The organism is Pseudomonas sp. BNK-15, assembly GCF_047456105.1.
Lineage (GTDB): Bacteria > Pseudomonadota > Gammaproteobacteria > Pseudomonadales > Pseudomonadaceae > Aquipseudomonas > Aquipseudomonas putida_E.
In genome coordinates this window covers 3,252,795-3,269,680 of the sequence record NZ_CP179898.1, presented here as the reverse complement: position 1 = coordinate 3,269,680, position 16,886 = coordinate 3,252,795, and the positions used below count along the sequence as shown (strand labels likewise).

The 16,886-nt window shown below is 63.5% G+C and carries 19 protein-coding genes; 11 read left to right on the top strand and 8 right to left on the bottom strand.

What is annotated here, in order from left to right; all coding sequences use genetic code 11:
- Positions 1 to 717, bottom strand: a complete 717-nt coding sequence (locus ACMGF5_RS14925; protein WP_115275445.1) for a response regulator transcription factor — start codon at positions 715 to 717, stop codon at positions 1 to 3.
- Between the two features lie 194 nt (positions 718 to 911).
- Between ACMGF5_RS14925 and ACMGF5_RS14920 the strand changes: the two genes are divergently transcribed.
- From ACMGF5_RS14920 to ACMGF5_RS14905, 4 genes are all read left to right on the top strand, one after another.
- Positions 912 to 3,671 (top strand): response regulator, encoded by a 2,760-nt coding sequence (locus ACMGF5_RS14920; RefSeq protein ID WP_414156915.1) that lies wholly within the window; start codon positions 912 to 914, stop codon positions 3,669 to 3,671.
- 155 nt (positions 3,672 to 3,826) lie between these two features.
- Positions 3,827 to 4,816 (top strand): 2-hydroxyacid dehydrogenase, encoded by a 990-nt coding sequence (locus ACMGF5_RS14915; RefSeq protein ID WP_204919968.1) that lies wholly within the window; start codon positions 3,827 to 3,829, stop codon positions 4,814 to 4,816.
- A 31-nt stretch (positions 4,817 to 4,847) separates the two neighbouring features.
- Positions 4,848 to 5,285: a hypothetical protein gene (locus ACMGF5_RS14910; RefSeq protein ID WP_039602107.1), complete on the top strand. Its 438-nt coding sequence runs from the start codon at positions 4,848 to 4,850 to the stop codon at positions 5,283 to 5,285.
- Positions 5,282 to 5,686, top strand: coding sequence for an META domain-containing protein (locus ACMGF5_RS14905; protein ID WP_046787457.1), 405 nt, complete (start codon positions 5,282 to 5,284; stop codon positions 5,684 to 5,686). The genes ACMGF5_RS14910 and ACMGF5_RS14905 overlap by 4 nt, the downstream gene beginning before the upstream one ends.
- A gap of 76 nt (positions 5,687 to 5,762) precedes the next feature.
- Here the strand turns inward: ACMGF5_RS14905 and ACMGF5_RS14900 are convergent, their stop codons facing one another.
- The gene (locus ACMGF5_RS14900; protein ID WP_046787458.1) at positions 5,763 to 6,227 is read right to left on the bottom strand and encodes a TlpA disulfide reductase family protein; all 465 of its coding nucleotides are present in this window, start codon (positions 6,225 to 6,227) and stop codon (positions 5,763 to 5,765) included.
- A gap of 85 nt (positions 6,228 to 6,312) precedes the next feature.
- On the opposite strand from ACMGF5_RS14900, the gene arsC reads away from it, so the two are divergent.
- From arsC to ACMGF5_RS14885, 3 genes are read left to right on the top strand one after another with little or no spacing between them, the layout of a single operon-like run.
- Entirely contained in the window at positions 6,313 to 6,666 is a 354-nt protein-coding gene (arsC, locus tag ACMGF5_RS14895; protein WP_161871763.1) for an arsenate reductase (glutaredoxin), read from the top strand.
- Positions 6,663 to 7,268, top strand: a complete 606-nt coding sequence (wrbA, locus tag ACMGF5_RS14890; protein WP_115272987.1) for an NAD(P)H:quinone oxidoreductase — start codon at positions 6,663 to 6,665, stop codon at positions 7,266 to 7,268. Before arsC ends, wrbA begins: the two co-directional genes overlap by 4 nt.
- Complete coding sequence (locus tag ACMGF5_RS14885) at positions 7,261 to 7,674, top strand: DUF2069 domain-containing protein (RefSeq protein ID WP_046787461.1); 414 nt, start codon at positions 7,261 to 7,263, stop codon at positions 7,672 to 7,674. Before wrbA ends, ACMGF5_RS14885 begins: the two co-directional genes overlap by 8 nt.
- Before the next feature lie 32 nt (positions 7,675 to 7,706).
- Here the strand turns inward: ACMGF5_RS14885 and ACMGF5_RS14880 are convergent, their stop codons facing one another.
- Both ACMGF5_RS14880 and ttcA read right to left on the bottom strand, forming a co-directional pair.
- Positions 7,707 to 8,378 carry a DNA-3-methyladenine glycosylase I gene (locus tag ACMGF5_RS14880; RefSeq protein ID WP_125924970.1) on the bottom strand — a complete coding sequence of 224 codons (672 nt, stop codon included), beginning with the start codon at positions 8,376 to 8,378 and terminating at the stop codon, positions 7,707 to 7,709.
- 4 nt (positions 8,379 to 8,382) lie between these two features.
- Positions 8,383 to 9,207, bottom strand: a complete 825-nt coding sequence (ttcA, locus tag ACMGF5_RS14875; RefSeq protein ID WP_046787463.1) for a tRNA 2-thiocytidine(32) synthetase TtcA — start codon at positions 9,205 to 9,207, stop codon at positions 8,383 to 8,385.
- Between the two features lie 262 nt (positions 9,208 to 9,469).
- On the opposite strand from ttcA, the gene ACMGF5_RS14870 reads away from it, so the two are divergent.
- The gene (locus ACMGF5_RS14870; protein WP_012313117.1) at positions 9,470 to 10,069 is read left to right on the top strand and encodes a Yip1 family protein; all 600 of its coding nucleotides are present in this window, start codon (positions 9,470 to 9,472) and stop codon (positions 10,067 to 10,069) included.
- A gap of 140 nt (positions 10,070 to 10,209) precedes the next feature.
- Entirely contained in the window at positions 10,210 to 10,704 is a 495-nt protein-coding gene (locus tag ACMGF5_RS14865) for a SprT family zinc-dependent metalloprotease (RefSeq protein WP_012313116.1), read from the top strand.
- Between the two features lie 72 nt (positions 10,705 to 10,776).
- On the opposite strand, the gene ACMGF5_RS14860 is transcribed toward ACMGF5_RS14865, so the two are convergent.
- From ACMGF5_RS14860 to ACMGF5_RS14845, 4 genes are all read right to left on the bottom strand, one after another.
- Positions 10,777 to 12,099 carry a dicarboxylate/amino acid:cation symporter gene (locus ACMGF5_RS14860; RefSeq protein WP_046787465.1) on the bottom strand — a complete coding sequence of 441 codons (1,323 nt, stop codon included), beginning with the start codon at positions 12,097 to 12,099 and terminating at the stop codon, positions 10,777 to 10,779.
- 323 nt (positions 12,100 to 12,422) lie between these two features.
- A complete protein-coding gene (locus ACMGF5_RS14855; protein WP_115272989.1) occupies positions 12,423 to 13,769 on the bottom strand; it encodes an ATP-binding protein in 1,347 nt (448 codons plus the stop codon).
- Positions 13,766 to 14,443, bottom strand: a complete 678-nt coding sequence (locus ACMGF5_RS14850) for a response regulator (RefSeq protein ID WP_046787467.1) — start codon at positions 14,441 to 14,443, stop codon at positions 13,766 to 13,768. Before ACMGF5_RS14850 ends, ACMGF5_RS14855 begins: the two co-directional genes overlap by 4 nt.
- A 149-nt stretch (positions 14,444 to 14,592) precedes the next feature.
- Positions 14,593 to 15,198 carry an outer membrane beta-barrel protein gene (locus ACMGF5_RS14845; RefSeq protein WP_012313112.1) on the bottom strand — a complete coding sequence of 202 codons (606 nt, stop codon included), beginning with the start codon at positions 15,196 to 15,198 and terminating at the stop codon, positions 14,593 to 14,595.
- A 129-nt stretch (positions 15,199 to 15,327) separates the two neighbouring features.
- Between ACMGF5_RS14845 and ACMGF5_RS14840 the strand changes: the two genes are divergently transcribed.
- Together ACMGF5_RS14840 and ACMGF5_RS14835 are read left to right on the top strand one after the other, a co-directional pair.
- On the top strand, positions 15,328 to 16,119 hold the full coding sequence (locus ACMGF5_RS14840) for a dienelactone hydrolase family protein (protein WP_414156914.1): 792 nt from the start codon (positions 15,328 to 15,330) through the stop codon (positions 16,117 to 16,119).
- A gap of 64 nt (positions 16,120 to 16,183) precedes the next feature.
- The gene (locus ACMGF5_RS14835) at positions 16,184 to 16,885 is read left to right on the top strand and encodes a 4'-phosphopantetheinyl transferase family protein (protein ID WP_414156913.1); all 702 of its coding nucleotides are present in this window, start codon (positions 16,184 to 16,186) and stop codon (positions 16,883 to 16,885) included.
- The last annotated feature ends 1 nt before the right edge of the window (position 16,886 follow it).

Here is a 16,886-nt window from a genome sequence, read left to right as displayed (position 1 = left end):
CTACTCCGCTTCGCCGGCACTGAGCACGTAGCCCTTGCCCCACACGGTGCGGATCTGCCGGTCCTGGTAGCCGATGCCCTTGAGCTTGCGGCGGATCTGGCTGACATGCATGTCCAGGCTGCGGTCATGCCGCGAATAACCCCGTTGCAGCACCTGCTGGTAGAGAAAAGGCTTGCTCAGCACCTCGTCGACGTTGCGGTTGAGGATTTCGAACAGGCGATACTCGCTAGGGGTAAGGCCTGCCTGGCGGCCGCCGAAGCTGACATCGCAAAGGGTCTCGTCGAACCACAGCTCGCCACAGGCAACACCCGATGGCGGCTGGTGACGACGCTCGAGGGCGACGCGGCGCAGGATGGCCTCGATGCGCACCTGCAGCTCGACCATGCTGAAAGGCTTGGGCAGGTAGTCGTCGGCACCGCGCTGGAAGCCATTGATACGGTCGGCCTCAGCACCCAACGCCGACATCAGGATAACCGGCGTGGCGCTGCGTCGACGCAACTGGGCCAGGGCGTCCAGGCCGTTGAGCCCAGGCAGCAGGATATCCATCAGGACCACGTCGAAGGCTTGGCGACCAGCGGTTTCCAAACCTTCCAGGCCGTTGCGGCACCAGGTCACCTCAAAGCCGCCTCGCTGCAGTTCTTCGTGCAGATAGGCACCCAACACCGGATCATCCTCGATGGCGAGGATGCTGGAAGCATTAATAGTTACGGGATTCATTGGCAACTGCCACATATTCTCAATTGCGCGATTATTGAGCATGCGTACGCCATAGGCAACCGTCCTGCGATCAACGCCCGCCGGCTGGGTGAAAACAGCCATATAAAGGGTGCATTAGGCAGGCAGGCGGAGTAACTTTCCGCTTTGGTCCGTTACCCCGGTAACGGCGTCCAGGCACATCACAGGAGGCGAGTGTGCTCGATCGTTTGGGAATCAGAAGCCGGGTACTGCTGCTGGCCGTGCTGCCTGCCAGCTTGATGGCTCTGGTGCTGGGCAGCTATTTCACGTGGCTGCAGCAAGACCAGTTGCGCACTCAACTGCTGCAACGCGGCAAGATGATTGCCGAACAACTGGCCCCCCTGGCCGCGCCCGCCATGGCCCGGCAGACGCCTGCGCAGCTGGAGCGGATTGCCGCGCAAACCCTTGAGCAAGCCGACGTCCGTGCAGTGGCCTTCCTCGCCCCGGACCGCTCCCGCCTGGCCCACGCCGGCCCCACCATGATCAACCGGCCACCCAGCGGCGGCACGGGCACTCAACTGTTGGAGCGCAGCGGCAACGATGCCACACGCTACCTGATGCCGGTGTTCGGCCACCACCGCGACCTGGCCACCGAGGCCGTCCCGGCCGAAGCCGAGCGCCTGCTGGGTTGGGTCGAGATCGAGCTGTCGCACGACGGCATGTTGCTGCGCGGCTACCGCAACCTGTTCACCAGCATGCTGCTGATACTCGCTTGCCTGGTGCTCAGCGGCCTGTTGGCGATGCGCATGAGCCGCACCATCAATGACCCGATCGCGCGCATCAAGCATGCAGTCAACCAGCTCAAGGACGGCCACCTCGAAGAACGTCTGCCGGCCATGGGCAGCCACGAGCTGGACGAACTGGCCCGGGGCATCAACCGCATGGCAGAAACCCTGCACAGTGCCCATGAAGAGCTGCAGCACAGTATCGATCAGGCCACCGAGGATGTCCGCCAGAACCTGGAAACCATCGAGATCCAGAACATCGAGCTGGACATGGCGCGCAAGGAGGCCCTGGAGGCGAGCCGCATCAAGTCTGAATTCCTGGCCAACATGAGCCACGAGATCCGCACCCCGCTCAACGGTATCCTCGGCTTCACCCACCTGCTGCAGAAAAGCGAGCTGACCCCGCGCCAGCTGGACTACCTGGGCACCATCGAAAAATCGGCCGACAACCTGTTGGGGATCATCAACGAGATCCTCGACTTTTCCAAGATCGAGGCCGGCAAGCTGGTGCTCGACAGCATTCCGTTCAACCTGCGCGACCTGGTCCAGGACACCCTCACCATCCTGGCGCCCGCCGCCCACGCCAAGCAGCTGGAACTGCTCAGCCTGATCTACCGCGACACCCCGTCATCGCTGGTAGGCGACCCGCTGCGGCTCAAGCAGATCCTCACCAACCTGGTGAGCAATGCCATCAAGTTCACCCGCGAGGGCACCATCGTCGTGCGGGCGATGCTCGAGGACGAGCAGCAAGACAGCGCGCAGCTGCGCATCAGCGTGCAGGACACCGGTATTGGCCTGTCGCCTCAGGATGTGCGCACGTTGTTCCAGGCGTTCAGCCAGGCCGACAATTCGCTGGCCCGCCAGCCGGGCGGCACCGGCCTGGGGCTGGTGATCTCCAAGCGCCTGATCGAGCAGATGGGCGGCGAGATCGGGGTCGACAGCACACCGGGCGAGGGTTCGCAGTTCTGGATCAGCCTGAGCCTGCCCAAGGCTCACGACGACAGCGAGGCGCAGTCGTCGCAGCCGCTGCTGGGGCGGCGCGCGGCGATCGTCGACGGGCATGACCTGGCACGCCAGGCCCTGGAGCACCAGTTGCAGGATTGCGGCCTGAGCGTCAGCCTGTTCGCGTCCTATGAGCAATTGCTGCAGGGTGTACAGGCTGGCTTGCAGGCTGGGATGCCCTTCGATTTCGCGGTGCTGGGTGCCAACCTGGGCAATCTCACGCCCGAACAGCTGGGCCAGTACCACCAGCAACTGGAGCGCTACCACTGCCATTGCGTGGTACTTTGCCCGACTACCGAGCAAGCGCTGTACCACCCTCACCTGCCTAACGGCCACGGCCAACTGCTGTCCAAACCGACCTGCACGCGCAAGCTGCGCCGCCTGCTGCTGGAGCTGCTGCAACCGCGCCGCACGCGGGGCGAACCGGCCCCGTCAACGCGCGGCCAGCGCCAGCCGAAAATCCTCTGCGTCGACGACAATGCGGCCAACCTGCTGCTGGTACAGACCCTGCTGGAAGATCTCGGCGCCGATGTGCTGGCGCTCGACAACGGCCATGCTGCGGTGCAGGCGGTGCAGAGCGAACACTTCGACCTGGTGCTGATGGACGTGCAGATGCCAGGCATGGATGGCCGTGCCTGCACCGAGCAGATCCGCTTGTGGGAAAACACCCAGAGCGGCAGCCCGCTGCCGATCGTCGCCCTTACCGCTCACGCCATGGCCAACGAGAAACGTGCACTGCTGCACAGCGGCATGGACGACTACCTGACCAAACCGATCAGCGAGCGCCAGCTGGCCCAGGTGGTGATGAAATGGACCGGCCTGAGCCTGGGTGTCGGGCCACTGGAGCGCCTGGACGAACAGCAGGCCGAGGGCCAGGATCTACCGGTGCTCGACCCTGAGGAAGGCTTGCGCCTGGCGGCAGGCAAGCCGGATCTGGCGGCAGACATGCTGACCATGCTGCTGGCATCGCTGGCATCGGACCGTGAAGCCATTCGTGCTGCACGGGAGGGCGACGATCACGGCGCACTGATCGAGCAGGTGCATCGGCTCAACGGTGCCTCGCGCTATTGCGGCGTGCCGCAGTTGCGTGCAGCCTGCCAGCGCAGCGAGACCTTGCTTAAACAGGAGCATCCGCAAGCCCAGCAGGCGCTCGACGAGCTGGATGGCGCAATTGTCCGGCTGGCGGAGCAGGCACGCCAGAACGCCTGACCTTCAGGGCCTCATCGCCGGCAAGCCGGCTCCCACAGGGTTCAGCAGCGCTGCGAATTGGGAGCCGGCTTGCCGGCGATGAGGCCGGTGCAGATCAACTTCCCTGCACGCCCGGGTGGCTACAATCCCCCAACCACGATAAAGGAAGCCCGACCATGCGCGCCCTGTTGTTCAGCAGCCAGCACTATGACCAGGAAAGCTTCACGCGGGCCACTTGCGATAGCGCCCTGGAGCTGCACTTCCAGCCCGCCCGCCTGACCCTCGACACCGCAGCCCTGGCTCAGGGTTTCGAGGTGGTCTGCGCGTTCATCAACGATGAGCTCGACGCGCAGGTACTGCAACGCCTGGCCGCTGGCGGGACGCGCCTGATCGCCCTGCGTTCGGCCGGCTACAACCATGTGGACCTGGCCGCCGCCCAAGCCCTGGGCCTGGCAGTGGTGCGCGTGCCCGCGTATTCACCGCATGCCGTGGCCGAACATGCCGTGGCGCTGATCCTGGCGCTCAACCGGCGCCTGCACCGGGCCTACAACCGTACCCGCGAAGGTGACTTCACCCTGCATGGCCTGACCGGCTTCGACCTGCACGGCAAGACCGTCGGCGTGGTCGGTACCGGCCAGATCGGCGCCGCCTTCGCCCGGATCATGGCTGGCTTCGGTTGCCAGTTGCTGGCTTACGACCCCTACCCCAACCCTGAGCTGCTGGCGCTGGGGGCACGCTACGTCGAGTTGCCAGAACTGCTGCGCGAGGCGCGGATCATCAGCCTGCATTGCCCGCTCACCGAGCACACCCGGCACTTGGTCAACCCGCAAAGCCTGGCCCAGTTGCAGCCCGGCGCCATGCTGATCAACACCGGTCGTGGTGCGCTGGTCGACACTCCGGCACTGATCGACGCCTTGAAAAGCGGCCAGCTCGGGTACCTGGGGCTGGATGTGTATGAAGAAGAAGCCCAGCTGTTCTTCGAGGACCGTTCCGACCTGCCGTTGCAGGATGATGTGCTGGCGCGGCTGCTGACGTTTCCCAACGTGATCGTCACTGCGCACCAGGCGTTCCTGACCCGCGAAGCGCTGGACGCCATTGCCGCGACCACGCTGGACAACATCAACCGCTGGGCGGCGGGTAATGCGCAGAATCTGGTCACAGGTTGATGCTAGGATACGCGGCATTTCTGGAGGACCCATGGTCGAGCACGATTTCCGCTACACCCTTTTCAACCCGCAACACACCTTGATCGAGTGCCGCGCCCTGGTACCGGGCCGCTACCAGGTGACCGGCAACGGTGGCTCGATGCACAAGGGCGACACCCTGCTGGTCACCCTCAAGGGCAGCAAGGACTTGTCCATGCGCCTGACCGTCGAGAGCGTGCGCCACCTGATCAACCCGCGTGGCCAGTGGGTGGCCGTGGCCAGCGGCCCGCTGTTCAACGAGCTGGAAATCCTTAACTGGCAGGCTGAATGCGACAGCTGCGATGCCGTGCTGGACTTCGAGTTCGCCGTGGACGCAAAGCTTGGCAAGAAAGCCCGCCAGCCGGCTGCTACTGCGCGCATCGCCGAGCTGGGCTGGGCCAGCCGTGGCGACAAGCACGTGTGCCCGCGTTGCCAGGAGAGCGCCGAGTGAAGAATCTGCTGACCGGCGCCCTGATTGCCACCGGCCTGCTCGGCTGCGCCGCCGAACCCTCGAAGCTGCAACTGGAACGCAGCTATGTGCTGGAGTGGATCGGCGAACGGCCGCTGATCGACTACAGCCACCTGACACTGACGCTGGCCAGCGATGGCCGGGCCTATGGCAATGCGGGCTGCAACCATTGGTTTGCACCGTACACGCTGGACGGTGAGCACCTGAGCTTCGGCAAGGTCGGCAAGACCCGCAAGCTGTGCGCGCCGGCGTTGATGGAACAGGAAAAGCGCTTCCTGCAGGCGCTGGAGACGGTACAGCGCTGGGATGTATCGCCCATCGAGCAGATGCGCTTCTGGCCGGCCGAGGGCAAGCCGCTGCGGTTCTGGCCTGAGGAGGGCTAGCTTCAAGCCGCAAGCTGCAAGAAAAGGCGGATCGGTGCACGGCCAGCTTTTTCTTGTAGCTTGCAGCTTGCAGCTTTCAAGCCCCCTTGAGCGCCTTGATCTTGGCTTGCAGCCCTTCCAGGGTCTGCTCACCCAGCAGCTGCTCGCGCACCTTGCCCTTGTCATCGATGATGTAGGTCACCGGCAACGCTTCACTGCGTGGCAGGTCATAGCGCTCGGCCGGATCTTGCGCCAGCACGGTAAAGCCGATGCCCAAGGTATCGGCCGCCTGCTTCAGCTCCTGCCCCTGCAGGCCATCGAAGTTCACCCCCACCACCTTGATGCCATCGGCCGCCCACTGCTTGGCCGCAGTGTTCAGTTCAGGCACCTCGGTACGGCAAGGGCCGCACCATTCAGCCCAATAGTTGAGCACCAGCCAGTGCCCGTCGATCTGCTCGGCCTTCACCGTGTTGCCGTGCTGGTCCACGCCGTAGTCGGCACCGCAGCCACCTAGCAAAAGGCCTGCAGTAATGGCCAATGCTGCTGCCAAACGCCTTGCCATGGGTCAATCCTTCTCGAAGTTTCAAGCGAATGGGTCAGTTCCTGCGGTTAGAATAGCCGCCACACCCAGCTGGATGCGACCCGACATGACTGACTTGACGCTCTATCATAACCCGCGCTGCTCGAAATCCCGCGGCGCACTGGAACTGCTCGAACAGCGCGGCCTGGCACCGACCATCGTGCGCTACCTCGACACCCCGCCCGACGCTGCCACCCTCAAGGCTCTGCTCGGCAAGCTGGGCATCGGCCCGCGCCAACTGCTGCGCACCGGTGAAGACGAGTACAAGGCACTCGAGCTGGCCAACCCGGCCTTGAGCGATGCGCAACTGATCGACGCCATGGCGCAGCACCCTAAGCTCATCGAGCGCCCGATCCTGGTTGCCGGTGACAAGGCGGTGATTGGCCGGCCACCTGAGAAAGTGCTGGAGATCCTGCCGTGAGCGCGCCCTATATCCTGGTGCTGTATTACAGCCGCCATGGCTCGACCAGCGAAATGGCCCGGCATATCGCCCGCGGCATCGAGCTGGCCGGCATGGAAGCGCGCCTGCGCACGGTGCCGGCGATTTCCACCGAGTGCGAAGCCGTGGCGCCGGACATTCCGGCCAGCGGCGCGCTGTACGCCACCCTGGACGACTTGCGCCACTGCGCAGGCCTGGTGCTGGGCAGCCCGACCCGCTTCGGCAACATGGCCGCACCGCTCAAGTACTTCCTCGATGGCACCAGCAGTTTGTGGCTGGGTGGTGAACTGGTCGGCAAGCCGGCTGGCGTTTTCACCTCCACCGCCAGCCTGCATGGCGGCCAGGAAACCACCCTGCTGTCGATGATGCTGCCACTGATGCACCACGGCATGTTGGTGATGGGCCTGCCCTACAGCGAATCGGCGCTGCTTGAAACCTGCGGCGGCGGCACGCCTTACGGCGCCAGCCACCATGCCGGCGCAGACGGCAAGCGCGAGCTGGATCAACACGAGATCACCCTGTGCCGCGCCCTGGGCCAACGCCTGGCAACCACGGCCAAGGCCCTGGAGGCCTCGCGTGGCTAAGAAGCCGAAGGTGTTGCCACAACTGGAGTGGCTGGCACCGCGCCTGCGCCTCACACGCGCCCTGAGCCTGGCGTTCTTTTTTGGCCTGATCGCATTGCTGGTGGTGAACAACCTGTGGTTCGCCAACCTGCACGGGGCGCGGGTCGAAGTGATCCTGGCGATCGAGCTTGTGCCACTGCTTTTGCTGCTGCCAGGCATGTTGCTGGGCAGCGCCCGGGCGCATGCCTGGACCTGCTTTGTGGTGAATATCTATTTCATCAAAGGGGTGCTGGCAGCGTTCGACCCGGCGCGGGCAGTGTTCGGCTGGGTTGAGGTGCTGCTGAGCCTTGGGCTGTTCGTCAGCGGGCTGCTGTTCGTGCGCTGGAAATTCCAGCATGAACGGCGCATGGCGGGCGAAGGGCTTTGATTCCGGGGGCTGCTATCGCAGCCCCGGGCTTTTCAATGGTTGACGGTATGCGCCAGCATCACCGACAACTGGCACAGCGGCCGCCCGCTCTCGGCATGCCACTGGTTGAACGCCTGCTGTACCAGCGCCAGGTCGCGCTGGCTGGTCGGCTGCTTGTCGATCACCTTCTGGGCAATCAGTGCAGCGGCCATGTCATCGGTGGGGATGAACGTGTCCTTGCCAACCATGCGCAAAAAGCGCGGCGCTGACAGCCCGCCCAGCTGGTTGCCATGCTTGGCCAGGTATTTCCACAACCCGACGATATCGGTCACCGGCCAATCGGCGATGAACGCACCAAAGCTGCCCTTCTCCTTCGCCACATCCAGGATCATCTGCGCATTGCGCGGCACGCTCTTGAGCTTGCCCAGGTGGCGGATGATGCGCTCGTCCTGCATCAACCGCTCCAGGTGCTCTGCGCCCATCAGTACGACCTTCTCCGGGTCGAAGCCGAAGAACACCTGCTCGAACGCCGGCCATTTGGCATCTACCAGGCTGTGCTTGAGCCCGGCGCGGAACACGCGCAAGGCCAGGGTCGACAGGTAGCGGTCGTTGCGGATGTCGCGCAGCTGCGCCGGCGTGCGCGGCTGCGGCAGGAAGGCCTCCAGGGCCTGGGCCGAGCCGAAGCGGTTCAGGCAGTACTCATGCAACCACTGGTAATCGCGCATGGGCTCAGATGTTCAGTACATCGAGAAAACGCGGGGTGGCGCTTTCGTCGATCTTGAGGCTGGTGAAGTCGAACAGGTTGCGGTCGGCCAGCTGCGACGGGGCAACGTTCTGCAGGGCGCGGAAGATGCTCTCGGTACGGCCTGGGTGCTTGCGCTCCCACTCCACCAGCATGTCCTTGACCACCTGGCGCTGCAGGTTCTCCTGCGAACCGCACAGGTTGCACGGGATGATCGGGAATTCCTTCATGTCCGAGTAGGCCTGGATGTCCTTCTCGTTGCAGTACGCCAGCGGGCGGATCACCACGTTACGGCCGTCGTCGGCGCGCAGCTTGGGCGGCATGCCCTTGAGCGAGCCGTTGAAGAACATGTTGAGGAAGAAGGTCTCGACGATATCGTCGCGATGGTGCCCAAGGGCCATCTTGGTCGCGCCGATTTCGTCAGCGAAGGTGTACAGGGTGCCACGGCGCAGGCGCGAGCACAGCGAACAGGTGGTCTTGCCCTCGGGCACCAGCTCCTTGACCACCGAGTAGGTGTCCTTCTCGACGATGTGGTACTCGACGCCCAGCTCTTTCAGGTAGGCCGGCAGCACATGCTCGGGGAAGCCCGGCTGCTTCTGGTCCATGTTCACCGCGACGATCTCGAACTTGATCGGTGCCACCTTCTGCAGGTGCAACAGAACGTCGAGCATGGTGTAGCTGTCCTTGCCGCCGGACAGGCAGACCATGACCTTGTCGCCATCCTCGATCATGTTGTAGTCGGTGATGGCTTCGCCGGCGAGACGACGCAGGCGTTTTTGCAGTTTGTTCTGGTTGACCGAGAGGGTGCCCATAGCGCTTGGATCCGCGAGGTGTGACAAAAGCCGGCTATTTTACGCACAAACCACGCGCACCTGTAGGGATTCCGATAAAGACTTCAAGGGAATCAGCAGCCCGCCTTACAGCGCAATTTGCTCTAAAAAGCGCAGTTTGTGCAGGTAACGGCTTCCTATACTGCGACATAAGGCCACATTACCGCTTGCATCGGTGCCCTGGCCTCGGGCCGCTTGCGCTCCATCTGGGGGGCGATTGGCAACAACGAGAGGAGTGACCGGCATGATTCATCACGTTGTGGGGCTGTTTACCCACCCTGACCAGGAATGGCGGGAGATACGCGGGGAAGACGAAAGCATCAGCCACATGTACCTGACGCACACGCTGATCCTGGCGGCGATACCCGCCGTTTCGGCGTTCATTGGCACTACCCAGGTCGGCTGGGTGATCGGCGACCGGCCAGCGGTAATGTTGACGATGGAAAGCGCACTATGGATGAGCATCATGTCCTACCTGGCGATGCTCGCCGGGGTCGCGGTAATGGGCGCTTTCATTCACTGGATGGCACGTACCTACGACGCCAACCCGTCCATGGCGCAATGCATCGCCTTTGCCACCTACACCGCCACCCCGCTGTTCCTCGGCGGCCTGGCAGCGCTTTACCCGCACCTGTGGCTGGGCATGCTGGTGGGGACTGCGGCCATTTGCTACACCGTTTACCTGCTGTACGTCGGTTTGCCGACATTCATGAACATACCGACCGATGAAGGCTTCCTGTTCTCCAGCTCGGTGCTGGCAGTGGGCCTGGTGGTACTGGTAGCGATCATGGCTGCGACCGTGATCATCTGGGGACTGGGCGTGGGGCCCGTCTATACCAACTAGCTTGGAAAACACCTAGATCCAACACTGGGGCATCAAACCGGAGGCCGCCGCAAGGCGGCTTTTGGCTGTGTGCTGACCGGTGGGCTCGGCAGCCTGCCGGTGCTTGCGGCATAATGCCCGGTCAGGAGAATTACCCCGCCATGCCCGAGCTGCTCAAACAACGCGTCGAAACCTGTTACCAGCAAGCCGAAACCTTTTTCAAGCGCCCCTTCCCGCGCCCGGAAGTCAGCTTCAAGCTGCGCGGGCAGAAGGCGGGCGTCGCCCACCTGCACGAGAACCTGCTGCGCTTCAACCTGCAGCTGTACCGCGAAAACCAGGAAGACTTCCTGCGCCAGACCGTGGCCCATGAAGTGGCGCACCTGGTGGCTCACCAACTGTTCGGGGACCGCATCCAGGCCCATGGCGAAGAGTGGCAGTTGATCATGCGCGGGGTGTATGAACTGCCGCCCAATCGCTGCCACAACTATGAAGTGCAGCGGCGGGTCGCGACCCGGTACATCTATCGCTGCCCATGCCCACAGGGTGAGTTTGCGTTTACCGCGCAGCGGCACAAGCTGGTGAGGCAGGGGCGGCGGTATCTGTGCAAGCGGTGCAGGGAGACGCTGGTGTACAGCGGTGAGACTCGGGTCGAATGACAGCCAGCGCACTGATACACCAGGCACAAAAAAGGCGACCCGAAGGTCGCCTTTCGCTTTACTGCAGCAGGCTCAACGAGCCACGCCTTCAGCCACGCCCAGGTCGTCGGTCGGGCGGGTGTCAGCCAGCGGCGCACCACCGGAGGCCAGCTCCGACGCCAGCTTGTCGTTGTCCATCTCCTTGACCCACTTGGCCACCACCACGGTAGCAACGGCGTTGCCCACCAGGTTGGTCAGGGCGCGGGCTTCGGACATGAAGCGGTCGATACCCAGGATCAGCGCCAGGCCGGCAACCGGCAGGTGGCCGACAGCCGACAGGGTGGCGGCGAGGACGATGAAGCCCGAACCGGTAACGCCGGCAGCACCTTTGGAAGCCACCAGCAACACCAGCAGCAGGGTGATCTGGTGGGTGATGTCCATGGTGGTGTCGGTGGCCTGGGCGATGAACACCGCGGCCATGGTCAGGTAGATCGAGGTACCGTCCAGGTTGAACGAGTAACCGGTCGGGATCACCAGGCCAACCACCGACTTCTTGGCACCCAGGCGCTCCATCTTGGCCAGCATGCGTGGCAGCGCAGATTCCGAGGACGAGGTACCCAGTACGATCAGCAGCTCTTCACGGATGTAGCGGATCAGCTTGAGCACGCTGAAGCCGTGGGCGCGGCAGATACCGCCCAGCACCACCAGCACGAACAGCAGGCAGGTGATATAGAAGCAGGCCATCAGGTAGCCCAGCTGTACCAGCGAGCCAACGCCGTACTGGCCGATGGTGAAGGCCATGGCACCGAAGGCACCGACGGGGGCCAGCTTCATGATCATGTTGATGATGTTGAACATGACATGGGCAAAGCGATCGATCAGGTCCAGCAATGGCTTGCCGTAGCTGCCCAGGCGATGCAGGGCGAAGCCGAAGACCACCGAGAACATCAGTACCTGCAGGATGTCGCCATTGGCGAAGGCACCTACCACGGTATTGGGGATGATGTTGAGCAGGAAGCCGATGGTGGTCTGCTGCGCACCGGCGGCGGCGTAGGCGGCCACGCTGCTGGCGTTCAGGGTGCTGACGTCGATGTGCATGCCAGCGCCCGGCTTGACCACGTTGACGACGACAAGGCCGATGATCAGGGCGATGGTGGAAACGATTTCGAAGTACAGAAGCGCGTAGCCGCCGGTCTTGCCGACCGACTTCATGCTCTGCATGCCGGCAATGCCGCTGACCACGGTACAGAAGATGATGGGCGCGATGACCATCTTGATCAGTTTGACGAAACCATCACCCAAGGGTTTGAGGGCGACGCCGGTTTCTGGATAGAAGTGGCCGAGCAGGATGCCGATGGTGATGGCAACGATCACCTGGACATACAGGGACTTGTACAGCGGCTGACGTGTCGTCATGGCTAATTTTTCCTCAAGTGTGCCGGCTTCACCCTTCCCAGGATGTCGGGGCACCTGAATCGCTAACCCTCCTGCACCCGGAGGGATTTGTCGTTGTGTTCGAGCTGCCTGGGCAGGCCTCTGCCAAGTCAGATAGCAAGGGCGATGCCAAAACGCCCATGAAGGGTGCAAAGGCCGTATTTGCTGGAGGAAAATGCCCAACGACAGGGCGAATTGCCTGAGAAAGGATGGCGGATTTCCGCCCGATGGCGGGATTTGTACAGGCACCTTGGCGGGAATCCGCCCTGCTTGTTGCGAGCGATGAGGCAGGGGCTGCCTGAACATCAATCAAGATAAAAGGTGATCCGGAATGCCGCCCCGCCCAGCGGCGAATCACCCAGGCTCAGTTCAGCGTCATAGCTGTCGACGATATCTTTGACCACCGCAAGGCCAATCCCCTGCCCCGGATGCTGGCGGTCCAGGCGCTCGCCCCGTTCGAGAATCCGCTCACGCTGATCCGCCGGCACACCCGGCCCGTCATCTTCGATGCACAACGTCTGCCGCCCGGGAGCTTCCTGCAAGCTCACCCGCACCAGCCCCAGGCTAAGCCGGAAGGCGTTTTCCAGGAGGTTGCCCAGCAACTCGAGCAGCGCGCTCTGCTCCATCGGCACTTGTGCCTGCGCCGGCACCTCAAGCAGCACTTCGACGCGCTTGTCGCGGTACACCTTGGCCAGGGTGCTGCACAGGCTGTCCAGCACCGCAAGCAACTGTACGCTGTGGCGCACCAGGCCGCTCTTGCGCAGGCTGGCGCGCTGCAACTGGTAGTCGATCTGCTGGCTCATGCGCTCGATCTGGCTCTGCAGTACCCGCGCCTGCTCGCGCTCGGTGACGCGCTGCTGCATGCTCTCCCCCACGCCTTGCAGCACCGCCAACGGCGTCTTGAGGCTGTGTGCCAGGTCACCCAGCGAGTCACGGTAACGCTGGCGCTGTTCCCGCTCGCTGCGCAGCAGGCGGTTGAGCGAGCCGGTCAGGCGTAACAGCTCACGCGGGTGCTCGGCACTTAGCCCATCGCGCGCACCGGCCTCCACCTCGTCCAGCTCGCGGCTCAGCCGGCGCAACGAACGCAGGCCCCAGGTCAGGCCGGCCCAGAGCAATGCCAGCAACGCCAGCAGGGCCGCACCAAAACCTAAGTAGAGCTTTTCACGCAGACCATCGAGGGTTTGCTGGTACTCGCGCACCGGCTGCAGGGCAACGATGCTGTAGGCGGCGCTCTGGCCACCCAACAGCTTGATTTCGACGTCATAGACGAAGAATTCCTCGCCGTCATCCTGGTGCATGCGGGCGAATTCATTGCCGCGCCCATCGTAGCGCGGCTGGTAGTTGATGTGCTGGTCGGCGGTGGCGCGGGAGCGCCAGACCAGCTTACCTTCGCGGTCGAAGATGTAACCGAGCAAACCGGTATAAGGCAGGTTGTAACGCTCGTCCGGCAGCAGTGCGGGCATCTGCAACTGGCCATGCTCGATGCGCGCCGAAGAAATCAGCGAGGTCACGTCCGAAGCCAGGCGCTGTTCGATCGATTCCTGCAAGGCCAGGCTGAAGGCCTTCTGCAGGGCGGGCAGCAGCGCCAGCATGAACAGCACTGCCAGCACCGCTGCCGCGAGCATCAAGCGCACCCGCAGCGAACGAATCATCGGCAGCGCTCGGTGAACAGGTAGCCGAGCCCACGCACAGTGTCGATCGGCTTGAACCCGCGCTCACCTTCGAGCTTGCGACGCAGACGGCCGACCAGCACCTCGATGACGTTGGGGTCACGCTCCTCATCGCCCGGATACAACTGTTCCATCAGGCGCTCCTTGGCCACCACCTGCTGGTGATGACGCATCAGATACTCAAGGATGCGGTACTCGTAGGCGGTCAGCGCCAGCGGCTGCTCATCGAGGGTCGCCTGCTTGCGGTTGAGGTCCAGCACCAAAGGGCCTGCGGCGATGGTCGACTGGGTGAAGCCGCTGGAGCGGCGCAGCAGGGCATTGAGGCGTGCCTCAAGCTCTTCGAACTGGAAGGGCTTGACCAGGTAATCGTCGGCACCGGCGGCCAGGCCTTCGACCTTGTCCTGCCAGTTGCCGCGGGCGGTGAGAATCAGGATGGGAAAGGTCTTGGCCTGGGTACGCAGGCGGCCGATCAGCTCCAGGCCGCTCATGCCGGGCAGGCCGAGGTCGATCACGGCCAGGTCGAAGTGGAATTGTTCGGCCTGGTACAACGCTTCTTCGGCGTCAGCCACAGCCTGGACCACATGGCCGCTTTCGCCCAGGCGTGTATAGAGGTGGTGCCTTAACAGGGCTTCGTCCTCGACCACCAGCAGTTTCATGTGACGCTCCTTTCATGTATTGGCTGTACCGGCCTCATCGCCGGCAAGCCGGTTCCCACAGTGAACTCCACACGCCTGAAAGCAGTGGAGACCCCGTGGAAACCGGCTTGCCGGCGATGAGGCCAGTAGAGGATAACTCGGCTCGCAGATCAGAACTTGTAGTTCGCCGACAGGTAAGTCTGAGCACTGCTGGTCAGGCGCAGGGTACCCTCTTTCGGCCCGCCGCTCGCCCCCACCTCGGTCGCTGCATTGGTGCGCAGATAACGGTAACCCAGCTCAACCGAAGCTCGGTCGGTGATCTCCTGGATGACGCCGGCCTGCAGGCCGACTGCGTAGCCATAGTCGGTATCACGGCTGGCCCCTGGCGAGTCCTGGGTCAGCTTGGTCATGCCCAGGCTGCCACCACCGAACAGTTTGGTGGTATCGCCTACCGGCAGGAACAGGTCGTAGCTGCCCAGCAGGTTCTCCTGGCGCAGCTTCAGGCCGCTGTGGTCGCCCGAGACATTGTCGTAGGTCATGTAGTAGCGACCCTGATCATTGATCTTGCCCAGGCGCACGCCCCAGGTGTCATCCTTGCCGATGATGCCGTCGGCGTTCAGGTGGTCGGTGTTGCGTTGCAGCAGCCCGGACTTGCGTACCTTGTCGCTGGTCTGGCCGTAGGTCAGGCTGGCGAAGTTGTCGTCGGCGGCCTGGGCGGTGGTGATGCCAGCGGCACAGACGGCCATGGCGGCCAGCAGGGTATTGAAGGTTTTCATGGCGTTGTACTCCAGTTGAATGCGCTGTTTCGGTCTGGAAGCTAGAGTAAGCAGAACGCCCTGAACCGCGGCTGAACCCTGGCTGAACCTGGGCTGAACGATACGTTTGCAAAACAAGGAGTAGTGAACATGCGTGCCCTGCTGGCTTTGACCCTGATGTGCAGCGCCGCTCTTGCCCAGGCGGCAGTAGTGACCCGCGAGATCCCCTACCAGGACGACGATGGCAACCGCCTGGTCGGCTACTACGCCTATGACGATGCGCTGGAGGGCAAACGCCCGGGCATCGTCGTGGTGCATGAATGGTGGGGGCTTAACGACTACGCCAAGCGCCGTGCCCGTGACCTGGCGGCACTGGGCTACAAAGCGTTGGCCATCGACATGTACGGCGACGGCAAGCACACCGAGCACCCCCAGGATGCCCAGGCATTCATGGCCCAAGCGCTGAAGGACCCGGCAGCGGCGGCCGCGCGCTTCGATGCGGGCCTTGAACTGCTGAAAAAGCAGCCGAACGTCAACAAGCACAAACTGGGTGCCGTAGGTTACTGCTTCGGCGGCAAGGTGGTACTGGACGCGGCACGGCGCGGCGAAAAGCTGGACGGCGTGGTGAGCTTCCATGGTGCGCTGGCCACCCAGACGCCGGCCAAGCCTGGCGTGGTAAGGGCTGACATCCTGGTGGAGCACGGTGCGGCGGACAGCATGGTCACTGATGAGCAGGTCGCCGCGTTCAAGGCTGAAATGGATGCGGCCAAGGTCAATTATCAGTTCGTCAGCATTGCCGGCGCCAAGCATGGCTTCACCAACCCGGATGCCGACCGCTTGAGCCACGGCGCCCATGGTGGGCCGGATATTGGCTACAACAAGGCCGCAGACGAGCGTTCGTGGGCGGACATGCAGGCGTTCTTCAAGAAAGCATTCGACTGAAGATTGCCGGGGCCGCTTCGCGGCCCATCTCCCACACAGCCACATCGGCTGGCACAATACCGCCATGAACAGATTGCCTTCCTGCTGTGCCCCGCTCCAGCACCACTGGCCCCTGCCCCGCCCGTTGCCTGGCGCGGTGCTGGTCAGCTGCGCCTTCGACCCCAGCCGCCTGGCCGCCGACGACTTCCAGCGTGCCGGTATCGAACCCAGCCCCAGCCTGCAACGCTCGGTGGCCAAGCGCCAGGCCGAGTATCTGGCCGGCCGGGTGTGCGCGCGCGCCGCGCTGCAACGCCTGGATGGGCGCGACCATGTGCCCGGCACCCATGAGGACCGCTCACCGATCTGGCCCGCTGGCATTCACGGTTCGATCACCCACGGCAAAGGCTGGGCTGCGGCCGTGGTTGCCGCGCAAGACAGCTGCCGCGGCCTGGGGCTGGACCAGGAAGCATTGCTGGACGACGAGCGTGCCGAACGGCTGATGGGCGAAATCCTCACCCAGGCAGAGCTCGAGCGCCTGGACCGCAGCCAGCTGGGGCTGGCGGTTACCCTGACTTTTTCGCTCAAGGAAAGCCTGTTCAAGACCCTCTACCCACTGACCCGCCAGCGCTTCTACTTCGAGCACGCCGAGGTGCTGCAGTGGTCACCTGAAGGCCTGGCACGCCTGCGCCTGCTCATCGACCTGTCGCCAGAATGGCGCCATGGCGTCGAGCTGGAAGGCCAGTTCTGCCTGCAGGACGGCCATCTGCTCAGCCTGGTCAGCGTCTAAG